Origin of the sequence: Pseudoalteromonas caenipelagi (genome assembly GCF_013140855.1) — a bacterium.
GTDB lineage: Bacteria > Pseudomonadota > Gammaproteobacteria > Enterobacterales > Alteromonadaceae > Pseudoalteromonas > Pseudoalteromonas caenipelagi.
The window spans coordinates 530,732-555,475 of sequence record NZ_JABBPG010000001.1; the positions used below are offsets into that span (position 1 = coordinate 530,732).

Annotated in this window: 18 protein-coding genes, 2 tRNA genes and 1 pseudogene; 4 read left to right on the forward strand and 17 right to left on the reverse strand. The window is 41.4% G+C overall.

The annotated features are described in order from the left end of the window. Window position 1: 1 nt before the first annotated feature. The 17 genes and pseudogenes from HG263_RS02245 to HG263_RS02325 form a co-directional block, all read right to left on the reverse strand. A complete protein-coding gene (locus HG263_RS02245) occupies window positions 2-532 on the reverse strand; it encodes a cell division protein ZapC domain-containing protein (protein ID WP_171624899.1) in 531 nt (176 codons plus the stop codon). Between the two features lie 121 nt (window positions 533-653). After that, the gene (pyrD, locus tag HG263_RS02250) at window positions 654-1,664 is read right to left on the reverse strand and encodes a quinone-dependent dihydroorotate dehydrogenase (RefSeq protein ID WP_171624452.1); all 1,011 of its coding nucleotides are present in this window, start codon (window positions 1,662-1,664) and stop codon (window positions 654-656) included. A 97-nt stretch (window positions 1,665-1,761) separates the two neighbouring features. After that, window positions 1,762-6,600, reverse strand: coding sequence for an NAD-glutamate dehydrogenase (locus HG263_RS02255; protein WP_171624453.1), 4,839 nt, complete (start codon window positions 6,598-6,600; stop codon window positions 1,762-1,764). 201 nt (window positions 6,601-6,801) lie between these two features. Continuing rightward, window positions 6,802-9,132, reverse strand: a complete 2,331-nt coding sequence (locus HG263_RS02260; RefSeq protein ID WP_171624454.1) for an efflux RND transporter permease subunit — start codon at window positions 9,130-9,132, stop codon at window positions 6,802-6,804. Further along, window positions 9,132-10,130 carry a WD40/YVTN/BNR-like repeat-containing protein gene (locus tag HG263_RS02265; protein WP_171624455.1) on the reverse strand — a complete coding sequence of 333 codons (999 nt, stop codon included), beginning with the start codon at window positions 10,128-10,130 and terminating at the stop codon, window positions 9,132-9,134. Before HG263_RS02265 ends, HG263_RS02260 begins: the two co-directional genes overlap by 1 nt. Before the next feature lie 104 nt (window positions 10,131-10,234). Then, complete coding sequence (locus HG263_RS02270; protein WP_171624456.1) at window positions 10,235-11,602, reverse strand: DUF1329 domain-containing protein; 1,368 nt, start codon at window positions 11,600-11,602, stop codon at window positions 10,235-10,237. 11 nt (window positions 11,603-11,613) lie between these two features. Next, window positions 11,614-13,731, reverse strand: coding sequence for a DUF1302 domain-containing protein (locus tag HG263_RS02275; protein WP_171624457.1), 2,118 nt, complete (start codon window positions 13,729-13,731; stop codon window positions 11,614-11,616). 237 nt (window positions 13,732-13,968) lie between these two features. Continuing rightward, complete coding sequence (locus HG263_RS02280; RefSeq protein WP_171624458.1) at window positions 13,969-14,190, reverse strand: DUF2835 family protein; 222 nt, start codon at window positions 14,188-14,190, stop codon at window positions 13,969-13,971. Window positions 14,191-14,197: 7 nt separating this feature from the next. Continuing rightward, window positions 14,198-16,792 (reverse strand): aminopeptidase N, encoded by a 2,595-nt coding sequence (gene pepN / locus HG263_RS02285; RefSeq protein WP_171624459.1) that lies wholly within the window; start codon window positions 16,790-16,792, stop codon window positions 14,198-14,200. Between the two features lie 44 nt (window positions 16,793-16,836). After that, window positions 16,837-18,294 carry a Na+/H+ antiporter NhaC gene (nhaC, locus tag HG263_RS02290; RefSeq protein WP_171624460.1) on the reverse strand — a complete coding sequence of 486 codons (1,458 nt, stop codon included), beginning with the start codon at window positions 18,292-18,294 and terminating at the stop codon, window positions 16,837-16,839. Between the two features lie 183 nt (window positions 18,295-18,477). Continuing rightward, entirely contained in the window at window positions 18,478-20,508 is a 2,031-nt protein-coding gene (prc, locus tag HG263_RS02295; RefSeq protein WP_171624461.1) for a carboxy terminal-processing peptidase, read from the reverse strand. A gap of 12 nt (window positions 20,509-20,520) precedes the next feature. After that, window positions 20,521-21,171: an RNA chaperone ProQ gene (gene proQ / locus HG263_RS02300; RefSeq protein WP_171624462.1), complete on the reverse strand. Its 651-nt coding sequence runs from the start codon at window positions 21,169-21,171 to the stop codon at window positions 20,521-20,523. 12 nt (window positions 21,172-21,183) lie between these two features. Further along, a complete protein-coding gene (locus HG263_RS02305; protein WP_171624463.1) occupies window positions 21,184-21,465 on the reverse strand; it encodes a hypothetical protein in 282 nt (93 codons plus the stop codon). After that, the gene (locus tag HG263_RS02310; RefSeq protein WP_171624464.1) at window positions 21,462-21,923 is read right to left on the reverse strand and encodes a free L-methionine (R)-S-oxide reductase MsrC; all 462 of its coding nucleotides are present in this window, start codon (window positions 21,921-21,923) and stop codon (window positions 21,462-21,464) included. Before HG263_RS02310 ends, HG263_RS02305 begins: the two co-directional genes overlap by 4 nt. Window positions 21,924-22,064: 141 nt before the next feature. Next, window positions 22,065-22,438: pseudogene (locus HG263_RS02315) on the reverse strand (hypothetical protein). A 142-nt stretch (window positions 22,439-22,580) separates the two neighbouring features. Continuing rightward, window positions 22,581-22,671 (reverse strand) — tRNA-Ser (locus HG263_RS02320). Between the two features lie 44 nt (window positions 22,672-22,715). Further along, a tRNA-Ser gene (locus tag HG263_RS02325) sits at window positions 22,716-22,806 on the reverse strand. Window positions 22,807-23,044: 238 nt separating this feature from the next. Here HG263_RS02325 and HG263_RS02330 point away from each other — a divergent pair. From HG263_RS02330 to HG263_RS02345, 4 genes are read left to right on the forward strand one after another with little or no spacing between them, the layout of a single operon-like run. Next, window positions 23,045-23,710: a Bax inhibitor-1/YccA family protein gene (locus tag HG263_RS02330; RefSeq protein ID WP_171624465.1), complete on the forward strand. Its 666-nt coding sequence runs from the start codon at window positions 23,045-23,047 to the stop codon at window positions 23,708-23,710. A 55-nt stretch (window positions 23,711-23,765) separates the two neighbouring features. Then, entirely contained in the window at window positions 23,766-24,119 is a 354-nt protein-coding gene (gene tusD / locus HG263_RS02335; protein WP_171624466.1) for a sulfurtransferase complex subunit TusD, read from the forward strand. Beyond that, window positions 24,116-24,472: a sulfurtransferase complex subunit TusC gene (gene tusC, locus HG263_RS02340; protein ID WP_171624467.1), complete on the forward strand. Its 357-nt coding sequence runs from the start codon at window positions 24,116-24,118 to the stop codon at window positions 24,470-24,472. Before tusD ends, tusC begins: the two co-directional genes overlap by 4 nt. Beyond that, complete coding sequence (locus HG263_RS02345; RefSeq protein WP_171624468.1) at window positions 24,469-24,741, forward strand: tRNA 2-thiouridine-synthesizing protein; 273 nt, start codon at window positions 24,469-24,471, stop codon at window positions 24,739-24,741. Before tusC ends, HG263_RS02345 begins: the two co-directional genes overlap by 4 nt. The last annotated feature ends 3 nt before the right edge of the window (window positions 24,742-24,744 follow it).

Below are 24,744 nucleotides of genomic sequence, written 5' to 3' on the forward strand. Positions count from 1 at the left end.
ATCACGCCATTTTGGAAATTTTATTACAGCTTAATAATGGATGGACTCGGTTATTGAGTACCTTGATAGCTTGAAACTGTTCTAAGGTTAAGTTTTCATCCAATGCAAATTGCGCACTTAAACTAATACATAAGCAAGCGCCATCAACCTGTTCCACGATGAAAAAGTCGCCTTCTTGCTGTGTTGAACGCAAGCGTACTATGGCTTCAGTGCATGGCTGGTCGCCTGCGTAAGTTTCAAAAAACCAACTTTTTGCTTGAACAGGTAATAAGTAAAACTTTGCAGCAGTTGCGTTAAGCGCTATTTGGCAGCATTGCGGTTCGGACCAAACATTAAAACTACGCAAATATGCAAACACATTTTGATAAAACGCAGCTTCATTAATACTTAGATGGGGGTTTAAATAGGCGTCTTGAGTCAATTGACGCAAACGGAATGGCGTGCAGAGTATTAACTCTTCACCTAAATCTACAAGCAAACGATTTCTCTGGCGACAACTTACCCATTGCCACTCTTTAGAAGCCTGCAAAATGATTCCCCCCGTACTATTTTGATTTATTGAATAGTACGTGGGAGTATAACTAAAAATTCTAAGCTGGGAAAATATTTATAAGAACAAATTGTTTACGATCATTTAGTTATATAACTGATCATTATAAACCGTTGACGATCCTTTTCACCAACGTTGGTCCTTCGTAAATAAAGCCCGTGTAGACTTGTAATAAAGATGCGCCTGCATCCAACTTTTCTTTTGCAGCTTCGGCACTGTCGATACCTCCAACACCAATAATTGGCAGCTTACCCTCAGTTAAACGCTTCAGTTCACCAACAACAAATGTTGATTTCTCGCGTACCGGACGGCCAGATAAGCCCCCCGCTTCAGTGCCATACTGCATTCCTTGAACGGCAGTGCGCTCCAAGGTTGTGTTTGTAGCTATCACCCCATCAATTCTATTTTTTACTAAAGATTCAGCAATTTGAGCCACTTGTACCGCGTCAATATCAGGTGCTATCTTCACTAGCATAGGAACTGATTTACTATGTTTGGCAATCAAGTCCATCTGCTCATTTTTCAGACTTTGCAGTAAATCGTCAAGCGCATCACCATATTGTAAGTCACGCAGCCCTGGCGTGTTTGGGGAAGAAATATTGACTGTAATATATGAAGCATGTTCGAACACCTTTCTCATACAGTGAATATAGTCATCTTTTCCTTGTTCATTCGGTGTATCTTTGTTTTTCCCAATATTGATCCCTAGGATCCCATCATATTTAGCGGCTTTAACATTATTGACCAGGTTATCTACGCCTTTATTGTTAAACCCCATGCGATTAATAATGGCATGTGCTTGCGGTAATCTGAATATGCGAGGTTTGTCATTACCTACTTGTGGTCTTGGTGTAACCGTACCAACTTCAAGAAAGCCAAAGCCCATTTGCGCAAATGCGTCTATACACTCTGCGTTTTTATCTAACCCCGCAGCAAGCCCCACTGGATTTTTAAATTCTAGGCCAAGGAAGTTTACTGGTTTATCCGCGACCGACTGCGACCATGCCATACTCAAAGGGGTATGTGCGAAACGGCGCAAATTATTCAATGCAAATTCGTGTGCCCATTCAGCATCACGGCTAAACATATAGCGACGCGCAATATCATAAAACATGAAAACTCCTAATAGATCCTAAGTAACATAACAATCTGCATAGCACGCAGACAAAAAAATACCCCAGCAAGGCCGGGGTATTTTAACGATTTAAAAATTATTTGGTAGTGTCACAGTTATGGCTTAGCAACATAAGCTCACGTAACGCAACCGAGAACTTCGCAAAATCATGGCTTTGCGACGTTTTGAACTCTTGAAGCATTTGCTGCCAACGATATAACAATGTTGACTGATTATCCATCCACTTCTCAATCAATGCATTAACGTCTTCGTCACCATGCTCGAAGCTATTAAGTACCACCTCTGAAAGAGAGCGCTGCTGCCAATCTAGCTCCTCGCGGTATGAGGCTCTAGCTAAAGCTTGCCAATGGTTAGACACTGGCTGTGCAGTGATCTGATACAAGAACCAGTGTAGGCCCATTTTGGCGCCGAGCTTAAAGTAAGTGTTAGAAACCAATGCAATTTTACGACCTGAGTTGTGTGCAACTTCAGCCAAGTCCATCACAGAGAACAAGCTTGATAGTGAGACAATACGCATTGCAATATCGCTTGGTACACCCTGCTCTTCAAGCTTTTTAGCACTAGCTAAAATTGATGCACTCTCAGATTCCACCATATAGCTGTTAAGGTTGCTACTCACATCCTTAAAGACTGGAGCAAAGAACTCGATGGTCTGCTCAATCGTCTGTGCTTTATTTCGATGACGCAAGAACCAACGTGTTGCGCGACGAATTGTACGACGAAGTTGATACAACATTTCTGTTTGAACCGCCGCGGGGATCTTATTATCAAGCGCAGCAATTGCATTCCACGTGCTCTTCAACTCAAAAATAGCACTTGCAATCGAATAACATAAAGCTATCTCGCTATCACTCGCGCCCGTTTCTTCGTTCATGCGAACCATGAAGTTCAGGCCCATATCATTAACAATATTATTTGCTAACTTAGTGGCAATGATTTCTTTGCGCAGTGGATGGTTATCCATCGCTTTACCAAACTTTTCACGCAGTGGCGCAGGAAACGAATTAACGAGTAGTTGACGGTAATATGGGTTTTCAGATACTTCATCAACAACCAACGACTCTTTGAGTACCATTTTCGAATATGAAACGAGTACTGACAGCTCAGGGCGAGTTAAATCTTTATCTGCCGCAGCACGTTCCGCTAGTTCTTCATCGGTTGGTAAGAACTCAATGGTACGATCTAGTTTGCCATCTTTTTCAAGGGCATGAATAAAGCGTACTTTTTCTTTCAGCGTCGCTGGCCCCTTAGATTTGGTTATCGATAGAGTATGCGTTTGACGGTAGCAGTCTGCTAATACTAGTTGAGCTACTTCATCAGTCATTGAGTATAGTAACTCGTCACGCTGCTTCTTAGTTAAGTCACCTTCTGCAACTAAACCATTAAGTAAAATCTTAATGTTTACTTCGTTATCAGAACAAGCAACGCCACCTACGTTATCAATAAAGTCTGTATTAATACGTCCGCCTTTACTTGCAAACTCAATGCGGCCTAATTGTGTGGCACCTAAGTTACCCCCTTCACCAAAGACCTTTGCACCCAACTCAGCACCATTGATACGCAATGCATCATTAGCTCGGTCACCAACCTCTGCATTGGTTTCTTTAGAATGCTTAATGTAAGTTCCGATACCACCGTTCCAAAGCAAATCAGATGGCATCATTAATAGTGCTTTTATTAATTCATTTGGTGTCATGCTCACTTTTTTCGTATTGAGCATTTTTTTCATTTCAGGCGTAAGCGTAATAGATTTAGCAGCACGCGAGAAAATACCACCACCTTCTGAAATGAGCGACTTATCATAGTCTTCCCACGAAGAGCGCGGTAGTGCAAATAAACGTTCACGTTCAACATATGATTTAGCTGCATCTGGTGTAGGGTCAATAAAGATATGCAGGTGGTTAAATGCCGCTTGCAATTTGATGTGCTTCGATAAAAGCATACCGTTACCGAATACATCTCCGGCCATATCACCAATACCAACAACCGTGAAGTCAGTAGTTTGACAATCAATATCCATTTCACGGAAGTGACGTTTTACAGACTCCCAAGCACCTTTGGCCGTGATACCCATTTTCTTATGGTCATAACCAATTGAGCCGCCTGATGCAAATGCATCCCCAAGCCAGAAGTTGTATTCTAACGCTATACCATTAGCAATATCTGAGAACGTTGCGGTACCTTTGTCAGCAGCGACTACTAAATAAGGGTCATCTTCATCGTGACGAACTACACTTTCTGGCGGTACAATTTCACCGTGAACTATGTTGTCGGTAATATCTAATAAACCACGAATGAAGATCTTGTAACACTCTTGACCTTCTTTAAAGAACGCTTCACGTTCAGTCGGAAGCTGTTTACAAACGAAGCCCCCTTTCGATCCTACAGGCACGATAACTGTGTTTTTAACCTGTTGCGCCTTAACCAAGCCTAATACTTCTGTTCGGAAGTCTTCACGACGGTCTGACCAACGTAAACCACCACGGGCAACTTTACCACCACGTAAGTGAACACCTTCAACGCGAGGTGAGTAAACGAAGATCTCATACGCTGGTAAAGGAAGCGGCATATCAGGAATTTCGCTAGGCTTAACCTTGAATGAAACATAAGATTTATTAGTGCCATCTTGTTCTTTTTGGAAAAAGTTGGTGCGTAGTGTTGCATTGATCATATCAACGTATAAGCGAATGATACGGTCATCATCTAGGTTCGCTACGTTTTCCAACTCTTCGTATATATCAGCAACAACTTTGTCGATGGTTTTTTGCGCCGCAGGCTTTGCCGCAGAGAACTTTTTAACAAATAGGTCGACAATTTTAGCTGCAATGTGTGGATAATGATCAAAGGTACTCTCAATATAGCTTTGCGAGAAAGTAACCCCAATTTGACGCATATATTTTGCGTATGCACGCAAAATTGACGCTTCACGGCCAGTCAAACCACCTAATAAAACTAGGCGGTTAAAGCCGTCATTTTCAAGACGGTTATGCCAAACATTAGTCAGTGCAGCTCTAAAACGAGCAGATACCTTATTGAAATCCGCAATGCCTTTACTATCAAGTAGCATTGAGAAATCCATGATCCAATTTACTTGGCCATCACTAGATTTGATGGCATAAGGTGTTTCACCAATGACTCGTAAACCAAAGTTTTCAAGCATTGGCATCACGTCTGATAAGTGGATGGGCACATCTTTATGGAACAAGCTCAAACGTACGATTTGAGAATTAGCTTCTTCTTGTGGACGGTAAAAAAGCATATCCAGCTTGTTCTCACCGTCAAGTTGCTCTAACTTTTCAATGTCTACTACTGCAGCACTTGGTAATACTTCGTCTTTATATGCGCCAGGAAAAGCAGCCGCATACTTTCTAAATAGCTCGTTGCCACGAGATTCTCCTGCACTTTCTAATAACGCATCATGCAGTTTATCTTCCCAAGTGCGGGCAGCTTCGATTAAATTGTTTTCGATGTCTTTCACGTTATATTCAATATTGTTGTCAGCTACGCGCACTGTGTAATGCGTTCTTGCAAGCGTAGACTCTGAGAAATATGTCGTGAATTCAACTTTTTCTTTTGATTGGAACGCATTGGCCAACAATTGTTGAGTTTCACGTCTAAGTGCGGTGTTATAACGCTCTCTTGGCACATATACCATGCAAGAAAAGAAACGACCGTAAATGTCCTTGCGAACAAACAAACGGCACATGTCACGTTCTTGTACTTGCAATACACCCGTAGCCACTTCTAAAAGTTCGCTTTCTCGCGCTTGCACTAACTCATCGCGTGGGTATGTTTCAAGAATATTTAACACTGCTTTGTATGCGTGCGTTCCTTGCGCAAAATCACACATTTGCATAATGCGGTTGATTTTGCCTCGTAGTACAGGCACATCGGCCGCACTATTGTTGTAAAAACTTGATGAGAATAAACCGATAAAACGGTCTTCGCCGATCACGTTACCTTTTTTATCAAAGCGTTTGATACCAACATAATCTACATATGCTGGACGGTGTACTCGTGACAACGAATTTGTTTTTGTAAGTATCAGAAGATTATCGCTACGCGCCTCTTTACGTGCGACCTCTGGTAATTCTGAAAGTAGTCGCCCTTGTGCGTCTGATGACTTTTTCATCAAGCCTAAGCTTGTGCCAGCCGTGTGCTTAAGCTCGTAGTCACCTTGAACTGGTGTTAAGTCATACTGACGATAACCCATGAAGGTGAAGTTATCTTGAGTTAACCAATCTAAAAACTCGATGGCTTCTTTAACTTCGCTCTCATCGCAGTTGAAGTGGCGTTTCGGCAAGTCTTTAATAACTGACTTAAGTTTGTCTCGGATGGGTAACCAGTCTTGTACCGCCAAAGACACATCTTGTAGTACAGATTCAAGCTCTTTGGTAAAAGCTTCAATCTCTTTTTTATCTGTCTGACGGTCTATCTCAATAAAGAACACAGTTTTAGTCGATGTCGACTCTTGTTCTGCCTTAAGATTTGAAATAGCAGCTATTTTTCCAGCATCATCGCGTTGAATTTTTAGCGGGCAGTGCAAAAGTAGGTGCGATACAATATTTTCGCGATTCATTGCCATGCGTACTGAGTCAACTAAGAAAGGCATATCTTTAGCTATGATCTCTACGATTGTGTGGGATGACTGCCAGCCATCTTTTGCCACCTCAGGGTTGAATACGCGGATCACGGCTTCATCTGAGTTATTATTTTCGAGAGAATTCCAAAGACTAAGTGCAGCGCCATATAAGTCACTATCGTTGCGGTTTGCCAAGTCCTCTTTAGACATATTGCTGTACAAGGCTTTGGCAAATGTTTCAACGAGTGACACGTTCTCTGCATGAACTTTCTTGTGGATCAACTTACATACGTTATCGAGGATAACTGATGCTGGACCTTCATTTTGTGTCATATGTGTTCCTTAATCTATACCACCTTTGAACGGTAGATTATTTGTACAGCTGTTTATTAGCGTGGAGTCAGTAGAATTTTAACCTTTCTGACGCTAATAAACAGCCTTTTCGACGAAAACATTTTAAGCTTTTCAGCCATTTGCTCATCTATTCACAAAATATAGATATAAATAGCCAATACTGGCTATTTAGAAGCACATTTATTCACGATTTTTTTTCTGGTCGGTCCACAGTAGAGTGCCAATTGCAGGCAATAATAGCACTGCGCCAAGCATATTGACTAAAAACATGAACGTTAACAGAATGCCCATATCTACTTGGAACTTCAACGCGGAGAAGATCCAGGTACTCACACCGATTGCCAAAGTGATACCAGTAAACAGCACTGCGCTGCCCCTCTCAGCCAAGGCGTTTCTATACGCAACCGCAAGCGGTACACCTTGTTTTAACTGCCCCATCATTGAGGACAGAATATATATTCCGTAATCAACCCCAATACCTACACCCAACGCAATCACAGGCAAAGTCGATACTGTTAAGCCAATTTCTAGTTTAACCATCAATGCTTGTGCGAGCGTTGATACAATATAAAGTGGCAACACAACTGCTATCGTCGCTTTAACGCTTCTAAAGCTCAATAAACACAGAATAATAACCGCACCGTACACGTAAATCATCATGGGTAGCTGCGCTGCTGAGACAGACTCATTGGTTGCAGCCATTACACCAATTGGACCGGATGCTAGTTTGAACTGTACCTTATCTGTATCTTCTTCTTGTGCAAATTGCTTAATGCTAGAGACAACATGATCTATGGTCTCTGCTTTATGGTCCTGCATAAAAATAATGATTGGCATGACAGAGCAGTCACCATTGAGTAAACCGGTGCTAGTCTCAACGCGAGATGTCGCTTGAACCAATGACGCGCTATTTCTAGGCAACGTTTGCCACTTTTGATTTCCTTCGTTGTAGCCCGCATTCACCGCTTGCGCAACCGAACTTAAAGATACTGCAGATTGCACACCAGCTAGGTTCTCTACCCGCCACTGAAAACGACTGATCCGCTCCATCGTGTCATGCTCAGTACAGGCTGCTGGGTATGCCTCAACAATGACTTTTAGTATGTCTGAAGAAATTGCGTAACGATCGGAAATTAAAAATGTATCTTGGTTATAACGTGCATCTTGATGCAATGCTGGTGCGCCAGCGTGTAAATCACCAATGCGCATATTTTGCGATTGCCAATAGCCGAATGCGAATAGTAACCCTGATACTACCAGAATAACGCTCGCCCACTTTTTATCTGTGGCGCATACCAGTGCTTCTCTCAAATGACTAAACAAGTTATGAGAGGTTGTTTTACCATCATCCACTCGCTTAATTTTACTGGAGTTAAAATACGACGCTAAAATCGGTAGTAAAACAAGATTTGTGAAAATAATAACCGCAACACCTAAGCTGGCAGTGATTGCAAGCTCGCGAATAATGCCAATATCAATTGCTAATAACGTTAAAAAGCCTACCGTATCGGATAGTAACGCGATACCACCAGGGATCAATAAAGCTTTAAAGCTGGCTTGTGCCGCAACTTTACTCGATACACCTTCAGCGACCTTTTTACCAATAGAGTTAATCATTTGGACACCATGACTCACGCCGATGGCAAATACTAAAAATGGTACCAAAATTGACATGGGATCTAAGCCAAAGCCTAAGGTCGACAGCAAACCCATTTGCCATACAACAGCGATTATTGAACAAGCTATGGGTAATAACGTCAACTTAAAGCTCTTACAGAACAGCCAAACCATAATGAAGGTGAAAGCGATAGCAAGGGCAAAGAACAATACAACACCTTTCGCACCGTCGGCTATATCACCCGCCATTTTTGCAAATCCAATAATATGGATACTGACTTTATCTGTACTGAGAGGTTCACGGATCTGAGACTCAAGCTTCTTGGCGAATTCAAGTGTGTCTAACTTTTCTTGCGTTTGAGGGTCGATTTCCATGAGCTGTGCACTCACCATAGCACAGCTGTAATCACTGGCGATCATCCTGCCAACAACATTCGCCTTCTCAATATTTTGCTTAACGACAGCAAGCCCCTGCTCCGTGGCAGTGAAATTTGCGGGGATAATTGGGCCACCAGCAAAGCCGTCTTCAACAACTTCAACAAAACGCGCACTTGGCGAAAAAATAGAGTTGACCAGAGGTCTATTTACACCAGGAATGAAATAGAGTTGGTCGTGAACTGCTTTCAGCTGTTTGAAAAATTCGGGATTAAAAATATCCCCCTCTTCATCACACACTGAGATCAAAATGCTATTTGCACCGCCAAATTGTTTTTCGTGCTTTAAATACAGCTGCATGTACTCGTGCTGCAATGGAATATTTTTATTAAATGATGCATCAAGTTGAATATGTGTCGCTTTATACCCTAATAAAAATGTTAGGAAAGTAAATAGCAACAACACTGCCATTCGATGACGAAATACCACATACTCTAATTTGTTTAAAACGGCTTGCATTACTTCTTAGCCTCCCAAGTTTTTAGCCCCTTTTCAGTGGCTAAAATCAATTTATCTTTAAACGTAACGGCTGATAATATGGCATGACCGCTACTTAACTGTGACGATGTCACCTGGCCGTTGTTGAAACCAAATAAAAAACCGCTATTGGCCAGCATATAAGTGGTACCGTGATAGGACACAAGTGAATTCACAGTAGCCTTAACTGGTGTTTCTATTTTCTTAAACTCTAGGGTATCAACGCTCGCTATAAAGGCATTACCACGTAAACCTGCGACGATAATTTGCTCTTGTGAATAAGGTGCGACCGCAAAAAAAGAACCTGGGTAAAACTCTTCTAGCCGCTCCCAGCTTTTCCCCATGTTCTCACTATGTGCAACCAACCCCATCTCACCCACTAAATAAAGGTGCTCTTCTTGCACTAAAATTCGATTAAAATGAGGTAGTATAAACTTAGTTTCTTCCTCGTAAGCACGAGGATTATCTTCTTTTAAGTCGCGAAGATAATCTTTGTCATCAGGATGCACAAAATCGTCAATAAAGCGTTTGTGCCATGTTTTACCACCGTTTTCGGTTTCATAAAACATGCCATAAGCACCTATTGCAAACCCAACATTCTCATCAACAAACTCAATATCTAAACAAGGTTTTTGCTGTTCAGGTAAATATTGCTGCAGCTGCCATGTTTGCCCTTTATCACTACTAAACAAAATGCTGCTGTCATGGCCACATGCCCAAGTTTTATCGGCACCAACAGCCGTCACAGCAGTTAACAAAGACTGTACCGGCACCTGTGCCTGTTGCCAATGTTGACCATCTTCACTTGTCACGATAGTGCCATGTTTTCCTACGGCTATCAGCGTGCCTTCATTATCAACAATGTCTGTAAAAAGGGTTCTTTGGGGGTGTTTAACTTGCAATGCAGACTCTGGAGCGATTTGCGCACTCGCAAAAGTACAAAACAGTACACAGACACTCGCAATGGATGTTTTTATCATGCTGAAACTACTCAAATAAACGTGACAGGAGGCGAGAACTCGCCAAATAAACAGAATTGCTAGCAGCCGATTTGACCGCTAGCAATGGTTGGTTGAGAGCCGACTTAGCGCTTACCCTCTCGGCGTAATGCACTTTGTGTAAACTCATTGTCTTGGAAAGACTGACTAAAGTCGTACATTTGCTCTTCGTTATCTAGGCCGATAGCCAAATAACGACGAGAGTTTAGGTCGTGATATACGTCTAATGTACTCCAGTGTGTAGGCACTTCGTAATAATTTAAACCATGTGCCATCGCTACGCGGTACATTTGGTCGCGATTATCATACAGGTCCGCAATGTGAATTTGCCAACTATCTTCATCTATATAGAACACACGTTTTTTGTAGATATGACGAGTGCCCTCTTTTAAGTTAGCTTCAACAACCCATACACGGTGTTTTTCATAGCGCACGTGCTCAGGGTTAATGTGACCTGGCTTTAAGATATCGTCATACTTGAGCTTATCGCTGTGAAGCTTGTAGCTATTGTATGGAATATACAGCTCTTGCTTGCCTTTTAGTGTCCAATTATAACGATTTGGTGAACCGTTGAACATGTCAAAGTCATCTGTTGTACGTAAGCTATCCGATGCTGTTCCTGGAGCGTCATATGCTACATTCGGTGCGCGGCGAACACGGCGTTGACCGGTGTTGTAAGTCCAAGCTTGACGCGGCGTTAATATTTGGTCCATCGTTTCATGTACCAACAACGCAGTACCAGCTAGTCGCGCAGGCTCTGTTACCTTTTGCTTAAACTTAAATAGTACGTTTGACTCTTTTAACTCTTCTGGTGTTGCATCTAGCGCTGAATACTTAACTAATAACTTTTCATCAAAGCCAATTAAGTTGTAATCACCTGATTCAGTTGGCATAGCTTGCCCACCAAAGCGTGCAATCGACAATCCGCGATAACGTAGCAAGTGATTCCAAATAGCTTCTAACCCATCTTTTGGAACCGGAAATGGAATACCAATTGCGGTATTTTTAATTCCATTTCCGCCTTCGATAAGTTCAGCCGTTGAGGCATACTTTTTGGTCGCATCATAGACAAATTGCGGATATGACGCACTGCGACGAGTTGGATAAATGTTCATTTTAAACGTATCAGGATACGTTTCAAACATAGCGATTTGTCCAGGGCTTAAGTAATCTTTGTATTTATCGAGGTTTGACTTGTCGATAGTAAACAAAACTTTGTCATCAGCAAATGGGTCTGGATGGTGCATACCAGGCTTATAATTAGCTGGCGGCGCAGTAATACCACCATCCCAAGCTGGGATAGAGCCATCTTTATTGCCTGCTTTTTCAGCACCGATTGGCGTTAAATCAGCACCTAAACGTGATACTTCTTCCGCCGACATTTTTGCCATTGCATTGCTTGCCGATAGCATTGTTATCATTGTTGCGGCAAGTAGTGTAGGTTTTCTAAACATACTGAAAGCCCTTAAATTGAATACTTGATGTTAAAAGACACAAAATCACGGTCTGCGAATGTATTTGTTGCGCCACCACCCCAGAAGGTGTTGTAGCCAAAGTCAAACGACCATGCATTTTGATAATTGAAATTCATGGTGACACCTAAAGACTTACGATCTTCAACAAACAAGAACATAGGATCAGGTGTAATACCATTTACATCGTGTGAAAATACCACTCTTGGAGAAAAATTTACGCCTGCAAATAAGTTATTAAACTCACCCTTAGCGATTAAACGATAACCCCAAGCCGAAGAAGTCGGGAATGGATTCACTTCAGGACCATTTGAAACCGCTTGATGGATCAAGTCATAGCTTTTACCTGAAATGCCTTCAATCGTGCCACTTCGACCAGTCCCTGCAACGTTTAAGCGAAGCTGGTCATAGTTAGGCATATCTTTGATTGTCACAGCACCTAATTCACCAACAACCGCCCAACTATCAGCACCTAAAGACGGACCAAATAGATGAGTAGCAGTAAATTGCGCTTGCAGCGTATCTTTAAGTACATAGCCCTGTGCAATTTCACCCGGCTCAACGTAAGCGACCGCATCACCCTGACTTAACTGCGAGAAACCAGCAAAATCATCGCGACGACCAGCATAGGCTAGCTGCTCAACCATACCGGCATAGAGTAGCTCTACGTCATCAATTTGTAGAGGTTCGTCTTGGCGGTAGGTAAACTCACCTGAAAACGCCGTTTCACCCAAAGCTGTATTAAAGCTAAGACCATAAAGCTTGATGTCTTCTGGGTATTCAATAATACCTTGCGTGAAAGCATTAAGATTGGTGATGTTGTCTTCAGTGATAGTAGTGCCAGCAATATATGCTAAGTCTTGGGCAACAGCCGCGTTGGTAAAGTTTGATGCTTTACCTGAGATCAGTGGTCTGCGGCTATGGTAATTAATGTAATAAAGGGCAAACTCAGTGTCATTTAACTCTGGAGAGTAAATACCTAGGCGCACACCATACTGTCCACCATCTTCTGGCTCATTTTTACCTGCATCACCTTTGCCCTTTAAGGCAACTTTCGTAGGATAAGCTAGATACATTTGCGCCAATAGTTTTTGTGCTGATTCGCTACTTGTCACGCCTGCTTGCGTAACATCTAGACCTTGTGATGTTAATGCACCAAGCCAAGTTGCCTGAAGTGAATTTAACGAGTCAGTTAAATGCTGTAAATCAATGTCTGGGTTAGACGTGAAACCTAATTGGATATTTTGTGAGAAACCATTTGCTGAAGCAAAATCATTGGTAGAAAAATAGCTACCTGATGCAGGTAAGCGCGTTTCATGCCAATCATACTGATAAAAACCTTCTAACGTAACATTCTCTGTAATACCAAGTGACGCCCAAAGCATACCAACTGGGATCAGTGCTTCTTTAACCTCAGAACCTGGGGCTTTTAAGCGATCAATATCAACAGGGTTTACATTGATGCCATGGCTGATAAGCGTACTTTCACCCCAGTTTACAACCTGCTGACCCAAACGGACTGATAATGGATTTTTACCATCGTTAAGATCAAAGTCGGCCCAAACAAACGCATCTAACAAGCGGATATCTGAGCACACCTGCTCTTTTGTTTCATCATATGAACATGGGTCTACTTTCTTACCCGAAACAGGGTTGTTGTATGCAAAGTCACCATCTTCCATCGCAAAGTCATAGAAATACATAAAACGAGAGAAGAACCCGTAATTATCTTTGCTAATAGAAAAGTCATGAGTCCCTTTAACTAGCTGCGAAAAGGTATCGCCCGAGTCAAAGTTTAAATTACCCGCATCGCCGTTGTTTGAATAGGCGCCTGGCGTACCCCACACTTCAGAAGAACTATAAACGGTGTTACCAGTCAATGCGTTGTAACCAGACCAATCGAATCTTGGGTGGTTACTTTTACCTACATATTGAAAATCTCTATCTTCAACACGAATACTCTGTCCGTAAGAAAAAGTCGAGTCGAATGTGATATCAAAATCACCGACTTGAAAGCTTGCAGCAAGTAAAGGTGCACTACTCATAGATAGAGCAGCTGCACTAAGACCGAGCATGATTTTGTTTTTCACAAAAAGCGATCTTTTTATCATTATTTCTCCCCCTTATGGCGGGTATTTTATAATCAAGTAGTTGTTTTTTTGTTGTCGTAACGATAGAAGCGAATTATCAAAATTACAAATGGAACGCGTTCAATCGGTGCTTTTTAGCTTTTAGGTCGCTATTTTACTCTTGGTAAGACGTCCTACCAGATAATTTATAACACGTAATTTAAGTTTATAACAAACCCATTTAACAAAAATACAATACCAGTGGGCTAAAATTCGTGATTAAGCAATTTTTTCAAGCGAAACAAAGTTGTTTTGGCCATCTAGACATAATCTAAAGCGCCCTCTTACACCTAATGAGGAAACAAACTTACGAATATGTGTGGCAGGAAAACGAATTCGCTTCCCACCATCCTCTGTTACCTGAATGTACTTTATACTGCCTTGATAATATTCCATACATTCATCATAGCTAAGGTACATTGAAAAAAAATATTCCTGCACTTTTTACCTAACCTAGTGCTTTTTCAACTTTTTCAAACAAGTCATCGCTAAGATCAGTTAATTGTGACAAACGTTCTAATTGTGCCCGCATGAGTTTACTCCTTTGCTCATCAAGTCGTTTCCAAGACATAAATGGCGTAAGCATTCTAGACGCATTTTGAGGATTGATTGCGTTAAGCTCGATGAGCAAATCACCTAATAGCTTATATCCCTCACCATCAATTCGATGGAACTCTTCTGGGTTGTTCCGCGCAAAGCTTCCGATTAGTGCTCTTACTCGATTAGGGTTTGATTTATCAAAACATGGATGCTCATATAAACTTTTTATCTTGGCAATCGCTTGCTCGCCAATTTGCGTTGCTTGCAATGCAAACCACTTATCCATTACTAACAAATCATGACGCCACTGCGAATCGAAGTTAGCCATAGCATCCTCGGCTGTTGGCAATTGGGCATTAAAAGCGGCCTTGAGCGCACCAAATTTTAATGTCATATTGTCACTTTCCGACTGATTATCAATCCATTTTGTCACTTTATCATCGGCAACCATCGCTAAGTAATACAAACATACATTTTTAAGCGCTCGTGCGGATACTGCGTCGTGCGTAAGCTCTCCGCTTTCTTCACAGGCTTCAAAAGCCTGTTTTAAAGGCTCAACTAATTGACTTGCAATATTGCGCTCGAAACGTTTTATACAGGTATTAAGAGCATCCACAGGAGTTTGCTCAAAGCAACTTGATAAGGTATCAAAACTTGGCACTCTGATCAGTTCGGCTAACAATGCCAAATCACCACGTCTGTCACGCAGTAGCATGCTAAATGTGTCTAGTAGCTCACTTGCAAGGGTTATATCGGAGCCGCTATTAAACTGCTCAACCCCTTTAAAAACTTCTAACTGAAAAGCTTGTTGTGCAGCTTCCCACCGTGCATAGTCGCTACTTGCATGAGCGATAATGTGGATCAATTCCGAAAGATGGTAGTCATACTTAACCAATACAGGTGCAGAGAAGTCTTCTAGCAATACCGCCACTGGTCGTTCAGGTATTCGCTCAAACACCACAGTCTGCTGTTCTTGCGTTACATCGATTACTTTTGATACTCGTTCACCATTTACAATGAGCGGCAAGGCATGACCCGACTTATCCAGCAACTCGATGGCAAAAGGTATGTGCAACGGACTCTGGATTGGATCATTCTGAGCATGCTTTTGTTTGATGCTACACGCATAGGTGTTGCTCTGAGCCCGATACTCTGTCTCTACCGTAAGCATTGGTGTGCCAATTTGCTCATACCATAATTTGAACTGACTTAAGTCAACATTACTGGCGTCTTGCATTGCAGCCACAAAATCATCACAAGTAACAGCACAGCCATCATGACGTTCAAAATATAGTTGCATGCCTTTTTGGAAGTTTTCTTCACCAAGTATGGTATGCATCATGCGTATTACTTCCGCGCCCTTGTTATAGACAGTCACAGTATAAAAGTTATTCATCTCAATAACTTTATCGGGACGGATAGAATGAGCCATTGGACCCACATCTTCTGCAAATTGATGCGTTCTCATCGCCATCACAGCATCAATGCGGTTTAAACCTCTTGAACCTAGATCACTGCTAAATTCCTGATCTCTAAAAACAGTTAACCCTTCTTTTAAAGATAATTGGAACCAGTCGCGACACGTAACGCGGTTGCCAGTCCAGTTGTGGAAATATTCATGGCCAACAATTGACTCTATTGTGTGGTAGTCTCTATCTGTGGCAGTTTGCTGGTTTGCTAGCACGCAAGAGCTGTTAAAAACATTCAAGCCTTTATTTTCCATTGCACCCATATTGAAAAAATCGACTGCAACAATCATGTAAATATCAAGGTCATACTCAAGGCCAAAGCGCTTCTCATCCCACTCCATGGCTCTTTTCAAAGATGCCATTGCATGAGGCGCTTTAGTTAAGTTGCCTTTGTCTACAAACAATACCAAATCAACTTTTCGACCAGAACGTGTAATAAATTCATCTTCAAGAAGGTCAAAATCCCCTGCAACCAAGGCAAAAAGATAACTAGGCTTTTTGAACGGATCGTGCCATTTTGCAAAATGACGTCCATCGGCCAATTGGCCTGACTCAATTTGATTACCATTGGAGAGCAAATGTGGCATGGATTGTTGGCCAATGACCGTCACTGTATAAATAGTTAATACATCAGGCCTATCTAAAAAATACGTGATCTTTCTAAAACCCTCTGCTTCACATTGCGTACAATATGTACCACCTGACAGATATAATCCTTCCAAAGAAGTATTCGTTTGTGGCGATATCTCCGTTTCTATTTCTAGCTCGAAGTCTTTCGGAAGGCCGCTAAGCAATAAATGTTCATGAGTACATTCGTATTGCTCGAACGGTTGACCGTCAACACTTACTGACAACAAGTTTAGATCTACTCCGTCTAGCCTTAACGAAGTTTGTTCATCTGTTGCAGTATAACGAGCTTTTGCTTTAACGTTTGTTTTAGTCGGATGTAAATCAAAGGTAAGTTCTAAACTGGCTACCTGGTGTGAAGGTCCTTGATAGTCCTTTAGATACTTAGCTTGAGGCTTTGTTTGCATGGTTTTTCCTCAAAAAAACGCCCCGAATAAACAGGGCGTGATGATTAAGCTTGTTCTGACATAGATTTTGGCTTTATGCGTAAGATTTTAATGCCCAAATACGCATAGATAACTGCCAGCACTGGATTAATTAAATTAAAGAATGCATATAAGGCATAGTCAAATGGATTGATCAACAATACGCTTTGCATGTATGCGCCACACGTATTCCAAGGTATTAATGGGCTCGTTATTGTACCGCCATCCTCTAAGGTACGTGATAAATTAACGGGCTTCAGACCACGTTTTTTATACTCTTCTTTGAACATTCTGCCAGGAACAACAATGGCAATATATTGGTCTGCAGCAACAATATTTGTACCGATACAAGTTGCTATTGTCGCTGCTATTAATGAACCTGTGCTCTTGGCTATTTTTAAAATGCTGCGAACAAAAATATCGAGTAGCCCTGTTTTTTCCATAATCGCGCCAAACATGAGTGCAGTCATAACTAGCCAAGTTGTATTGAGCATGTTTGACATACCGCCACCACTGAGCAAGTCATCCATTTTGCCGTCGCCAGTCGTTATACTGAAGCCTTCATAAAAAGTAGCCCATACCAGTTTAAAGTATCCGACTACCTCGCCCTGAGACGCATCGACCTGACTGTGAATTAAGTCGCCTTGAAACAGCATTGCCCAGACAGCCCCCACCACTGCACCGATAGAAATAGCAGGAAATGCGGGCATTTTTTTGAACGCCAGCCCCAGCAACACTAACAACGGCACGAGCATCACCGGGTTAATATTAAAGTTACCCTTTAAGATAGTAACAATCTCTTCTATACGGCCAATATCACTATTGACATCTGCACTGAAACCCATAAAAGTAAATATGATCAGAGCGATAACAAAGCTTGGCACTGTCGTCCACAGCATATGCTGAATATGTTCGAACAGGTCGCTTCCAGCTACAGCTGGTGCTAAGTTGGTTGTTTCTGAAAGTGGGCTTAATTTATCACCAAAATAAGCGCCTGATATAACAGCACCTGCAGTAACAACTTGGTCAAGCCCAAGCCCTGTTGCAACCCCAAGCAATGCAACACCAATGGTTGCCGCTGTCGTCCAAGAGCTACCAATGCTCATCGCAACAATACCGCATATCATACAGCTGGCTGCGTAAAACCAGCTGGGACTAATTATCTGCAGGCCATAGTAAATTAATGTAGGCACTGTTCCTGACAACAGCCATGTACCAATCAAGGCACCTACCATCAACAGTATTAGGATTGCCCCCAATGACAAGGTGATCCCTTTGATCATTGCTTCTTCAAGCGTTTTCCATGTGTAACCATTTTTTAGACCTACTAATGCCGCTGTAAAAGTAGCAAATAATAGTGCGATTTGATTAGGACCCGAAGAGGAACTGTCTCCATATAGATAGACTGCTGCACCTAATAAACAGACTAATACTGTGATTGGCACAAACGCATCTAAAAACGAGGGTTGTTTAGGTTGCTTCAAACTGAACTCTCCTATGCATGGGATTCATGCTTATTATTATTTTTTACTCACGACCTTTGGTTGTGGTAATGGTTTTATCGTTGTTATTCGTAAATTAACTGGCGTGAATAATAGCAAATTCATGGCACAAGGCGTAACAAAAAAGGCGCCGTAGCGCCTTTTTATGCCGATTTAGATTAATGTTTATACATCATTTTTCGCTAGTCGGCCAAATGAGATCAGGTCCTGCGTAATAAGCGCAGCTTCTTCTAAGTAAGGATCAAGTTCCGATAGCACTTCGGGTAAATCATCTAAGTTTTCTACCGGTTCCATCCCTAAGCGCTTAAGACGTTCATTATTTCTCACTAATGAGCGCTTTTCAGCCTCATCACGTTCTTTTAATCTTTGCGCCTCGACTAATGATATTTTCTTATCATCTTTTTGTTCTTTATATCGTGCAATATCGTCGTAAACATATTTAAATTCAGGCTCGTTTTTGACTCGTGACTCATGCTTAGCTTTTAAATATTCAACAACCGGTTTTAGATTGTCTAAGCTGCTAAACCTAGCCTGTTTAATGCTGTCCCAAGGTAGTGCATTGTCTTCTTGACTCTCGCCCCACTCTTCAGGCTCAATTGCCGAGGGGAGCAACACGTCAGGGATCACCCCTTTATTTTGTGTACTGCCACCGTTAATACGATAAAACTTAGCAATTGTATAAGTCACACTACCTAAAGCATTACTAAACAAATCATAATTTTTACTCAACCCTCTGTGCTGTTGCACAGTGCCTTTACCAAAAGTTTGTTCACCAATTACAACTCCGCGACCATAATCTTGAATAGCAGCGGCAAAAATTTCGGATGCTGAGGCACTGTAACGATCAACCAGCACCGTCATAGGACCATCATAAAATGTAATACCATCTCGGTCTTGTTGCGCTTCAACACGATTGTAGGCTGTGTGAATTTGTACCACTGGCCCTTGTTCGATAAATAAGCCCGTTAGTTGAGTTGCTTCATATAGTGAGCCACCACCGTTTTGACGAAGGTCGATTACAATGCCATCGACTTTTTGCTCTTTGAGCTTAGCAATTTCTACTTTTACATCTTTAGATAAGTTATTGTAAAAACTAGGTATTTCGATCACACCAATTTTACTAGTTAGATCTGAATATTTGGCCTCGAACACTTCAGATTTAGCAGCTCTGTCTTCAAGGCGAATTTTATCACGTACAATTTCTACAACTTTAGGTGTACCGTGTGTGTCTGAGCCTTTTAAATACTGCAATCTAACCTTAGTCCCTTTGGGACCTTTAATAAGGTCAACCACATCATCTAATCGCCAACCAATCACATCTACAAATTCTTCATTATCTTGTGCAACACCAACAATTCGGTCATCTGGTTTAATTTGCTCAGATTTATCAGCTGGGCCACCCGGTACGAGCGAGCGAATAATCGTGTAGTCTTCATCGTAGCCAAGTACTGCGCCAATCCCTTCTAACTCAAGATCCATATCCATCTTGAACTGCTCGGCGCGACGAGGGGATAAATACGACGTGTGTGCTTCGACACTGCGTGCAAATGAATTCATTACAACTTGGAAAGCATCTTCACTATTAGTTTGCACTAAACGCTTCAAGGTATTGTTGTATCGTTTGGTTAAAATCTCTTTGATTTCTTTCCAATCTTTACCTGTGAGTTTTAGTCGCAATGCGTCTGACTTAACACGCTGACGCCAATATTCATCAAGTTCTTGCTGGGTCTGTGCAAACGCTATATCTTCTCGGTCGTAAAAAAATGCGTCTGGTTTATCAAACGTCATTTCTTTTTCAAGTAAAGATAACGCAAATTGAAAACGTTCGAAACGTCGCTTCATGCTTAAATTAAACATGTCATAGGCAAATTCTAATTTGCCTGCTTTTAACGCATCATCAAACTGCTTTCTGTAGCTATTGAATTTATCAATGTCGCTTTGCAAGAAAACCGACCGATTATAGTCAAGTGAATCAACATAACGATCAAAAATCTTTTCTGACAAAGCGTCATCGAAGCTAAATCGTTTATAGTGCTGGCGAGTAAATAAGTTGGTCACTCGTTTGCTAGCCGTTGTATGTTGAGATTCTGGTGCTAAGACCGGAATATCCTTCTCAGTAACGGTATTTGATGATGCAAATGTTGCCCCAGATAACAATGCGGCAACAATAGGAATGAGTGTCAACTTTTTACTCATACGCACAACTCCTTAAACGATATATAGGCTGTCTGCTTTAGTCTTAACTTGCATGCCAGTAACTAACTCAACGTGAACTTCATCTTTGTTCACTTCAGTTATAGTTGCATTAACAAGTGCTTGGCCTAATTTAACTTTTACTTTGTTATTAACCTTGACCTCATTCGCTGGCAATGGTTCAACTTTACCTGAACTACGCTTAGCTTGTTGAGGCTCTGGCTTCTTGTTAACTCTAGCGTTTTTATCGCCTGAACGAGAATGCGGTGCACCTTTCTTTTTGTAAGATTTTGTTTCGCCATCTTGGCGAGGACGCTGTGGCTTTTTGCGCTTAGCCATTTTTGCACGGCTTTCTTCAAGTGCTTTTTGAGCATGTTCGATGTGCTCTTGCTCTACTTTTTCAGCATCTTTGCCGTCCAGATCGATACGGAACTCATGCTTAGTAACCGCTTCTAGATATCGCCAGTTCGAAGTGTATTTACGCAATGCTTGACGCACCTGCGTTTTACTTACCTTCTCGGAGCCTTCGATTCGCTCAGCAATATCTTTAAAAATACCTACTTTTAATGGCTTTATGCCATCTTTTTGTTTAAAACACTGAGGAAATTCTGAATATAGAAAATCCAGTACCTCATTAATATCTTTTAGCTTGTTTGTGGTTTCCATGTTTGAACCTATTTATGATATCTGCTCATCTAACGATGATTGGATATAGTGTGTTACCCAGTCTGTTAACTCTTCAAATTCAGCCTCAAGTAAGGCTAAATCACCACGAAGATGTTCCCAAATACCGTTTATTACATTATCGATGATTTCGCATTCGAGATCATCTGGTAATTGTTGCCAAGCAAAATGAATCAATTCGTTAAGCGTTTCGGCAACATGTTCTTCTTCGCCTTCCCAGTCACCCACGTCGGCAGTTGAAAATAAGTAGTCTTGTACGTTCAGTAAATCTTTCACGATAAAGTCAACTCAAAGCTTTTTACCAATGCCTCAAGGCCACTCTTGTCGTGTTCGTCAAAGCGAGATAATGACGGGCTGTCTATATCCAGCACCGCAAACACTTTGCCATCTTTAAAGATGGGAATAACGATTTCGGAATTTGACGCTGCATCACAGGCGATATGCCCATCAAAAGCATGTACATCTTCCACTAACTGGGTTTGCTGGGTTTGAGCAGCAGTACCGCAGACACCTTTACCCACAGGAATACGTATACACGCAGGGTTACCTTGAAATGGTCCCAAGACTAATTCATCGGGACTATCGACAAAATAAAAGCCAGCCCAATTGATATCTTCTAACGACGTAAACAGCAAAGCACTTAAATTAGCCATATTAGCCACGATGTTACTTTCTGAGCTAATAAGAGCCTGTGCTTGCTGTGTGAGTGACTGATAAAATTCTTGCTTCTGCATCTACTAAATCACGGTTACAACATACAAAAGTCTAAGGTACTCTTTCACAGAATTAATTGAAACCTTTTGTGGCGAAAAAGTATTAAATATCCGTAAATATAGTGCTACTTGGCTAAATATAGAGCAGCGTTCAATACAAAGTTAAGCAAAACGCCTCAAACCATATAAAAATAACCCAGCAGCTATTGTCGTCATTAACGCATTAACGAGCAGAGCCGGACCGCTGCTTGCAGCAAAAAGAATGCTAAATAACACTCCTCCAAGCATGCCCAATGTCAGTAACACGTCATATCGGACTTTTTGCTTCTTAGCTAAAACCAAGTAACCAGGCAAAACACACAACGCCATAGACAACCCCACCACATGAGCATTAGAAATTGCAGTACTTAACATGCTAAAAAAATGCTAAGGCCTGACCCTTGACTAGATATAGAAAAGTATAGTCCCAGCAAAGAGCCTACAAATATGGGTGACAATAATGATAAAGCAACGCTTTTGGCTAGCTTTTGTTTCATGCAATCTAACACCTTTAATAAAATCAACCCTACTGAGATTGCATGATTATGAAATATTCACTAGTGGACTTTGGTCTAAGTAAGGAATTTTAAGCAAAAAAAAGCCGCTACATCATGTAGCGGCTTACTATTCTTAGAATAGTGGCGGAGAGATAGGGATTTGAACCCTAGAAGGGCTATTAACCCTTGCCGGTTTTCAAGACCGGTGCTTTCGACCACTCAGCCATCTCTCCGAAGTAAGATATAATGCAATAAAACATGCACCATATAAAATTAGTGGCGGAGAGATAGGGATTTGAACCCTAGATACGCTATTAACGTATGCCGGTTTTCAAGACCGGTGCTTTCAACCGCTCAGCCATCTCTCCGCAGCGGGGCGAATATTAGATAATCCCCACCAGAATGTGAAGCTTTTTTTTTAAAAAAAAGTTTAAGTGCTCAAAAAACCTCACTTTTGTTTAAATGTAGAGCAATTTAAGCGATAAAATGGAACTTTCCTCCTTTTAACGACTCTATTTGATCGACAATGTTTGCCGAACCATATAACTCTTGGTAATCTTTACTCAGTCAATATATTAGAACATTTGTTCATAAAGGAGTTTAACCATGGCGTTCAATCATTCGTACGATACCGCTAGACCGGTAATGTCGACCGTTGAAACTAACAAGGTATTAAAGAATACATATTTCTTGCTTGCGATGACACTTGCATTTAGTGCTATCACAGCAGGTATTTCAATGACAATGGCGTTACCACGCTTCACTGGTTTAATCTGTTCTCTTGTTGGGTTAGGCCTAATTTTTGTTATTCATAAAAAAGCAAACTCATCTTCAGCGATTGGCTTGGTGTTTTTGTTCACTGGCATTATGGGTTTTGGCTTAGGACCTCTACTTAACCATTATGCTGCAATGCCAAATGGCGGCATGCTTATTACCCAAGCTCTGGGCTCTACAGCACTCATTTTCTTTGGCTTGTCTGCTTATGCCCTGACGACTAAAAAAGACTTCTCATTTATGGGTGGGTTTTTAACGGTTGGTTTAATTGTCGTTGTTATCGCAAGCTTGGTTAACCTATTTATTGGTAGCAGCGTTGCGTTCATGGCATTAAATGCAGCTGTTGTGTTAATTATGTCTGGTTTCATTCTATATGATACAAGCCGAATCATTAATGGTGGCGAGACGAATTACGTGCTTGCAACGGTTGGTTTGTATCTTAACATCTACAACCTATTTACTTCATTACTCGCTCTTTTAGGTGCAAGTGATGACTAACCAGTTTGTTCTGGTAAAATAAGCCCCTTAATGGGGCTTTTTTTATGGGCGAATTTTGAGCAAATTTGTTTTATCTTTGCATTCGGGCGTTGCCGATCATGACTGTTTACAACGGCTGTCTCGGTTTGCACATGCAGCAGTACACAGTGGTCATCAGATAGCGTGCATTTTTTTATATCAGGACGCTGTTAACCATGCTTCACAGCACTTGCAATTGTCATCAGACGAGCTAAATATCCAAGCGACTTGGCAAGCACTCGCTGATTTAGGTATTCCTCTTATGTTATGTGTCACCGCTGCTGAGAAACGCGCCATAGATACCAATGACACAGGACTATTTACAGTTGCAGGTTTGGCTGAGTTTGCCATGTTAAGCGCAAAAGCCGATAAGTGGGTTCAATTTAAATGAAAAACGTTTTAGTGATAAGTTCTGACAGCCCTTTTGATGGCCAAAAAATACGTGATGCGCTTGATACCACGTTAATATATGCAGCAATAGACCAAAATATCTCTTGGTTGCTAAAAGACTCAGCTGTACTCGCCTTGAAAAAGCAGCAATCTGCAGCACACATAGGCCTAAAAGACTATTTTAAGGCGATAAAAACGCTAGAAATATATGACGTAGAGCAAGTATATGTTTGTGCCGATGCCATGCAGAAGTATCAACTCACTGAAGAACAGCTGATCATCACAGCGCTTACTCTAACTAAACAACAGCAACAATCATTAATTCAACAGCAAGACTTTGTGGTTACCCTATGAGCATCGACACCGTACACATATTTTCCAAACCTGTAAGCTATTATCAAAAGTTACAGATAGAGCAACTCTTAGCACACAATGATGCGGTATTGCTCACGGGTGATGCGTGCTATGATCACATCTCTTACAGCCAATTTTCAGCCAATCTTTATATGCTAACGAGCTGTGCGATTGCCAGAGGGGTATCAACAGACAGTGGATACACTCTATGCTGTGATAACGAATGGGTAAACCTGATAAATAGCGCAAAAAAGTCAATTACTTGGTAAATC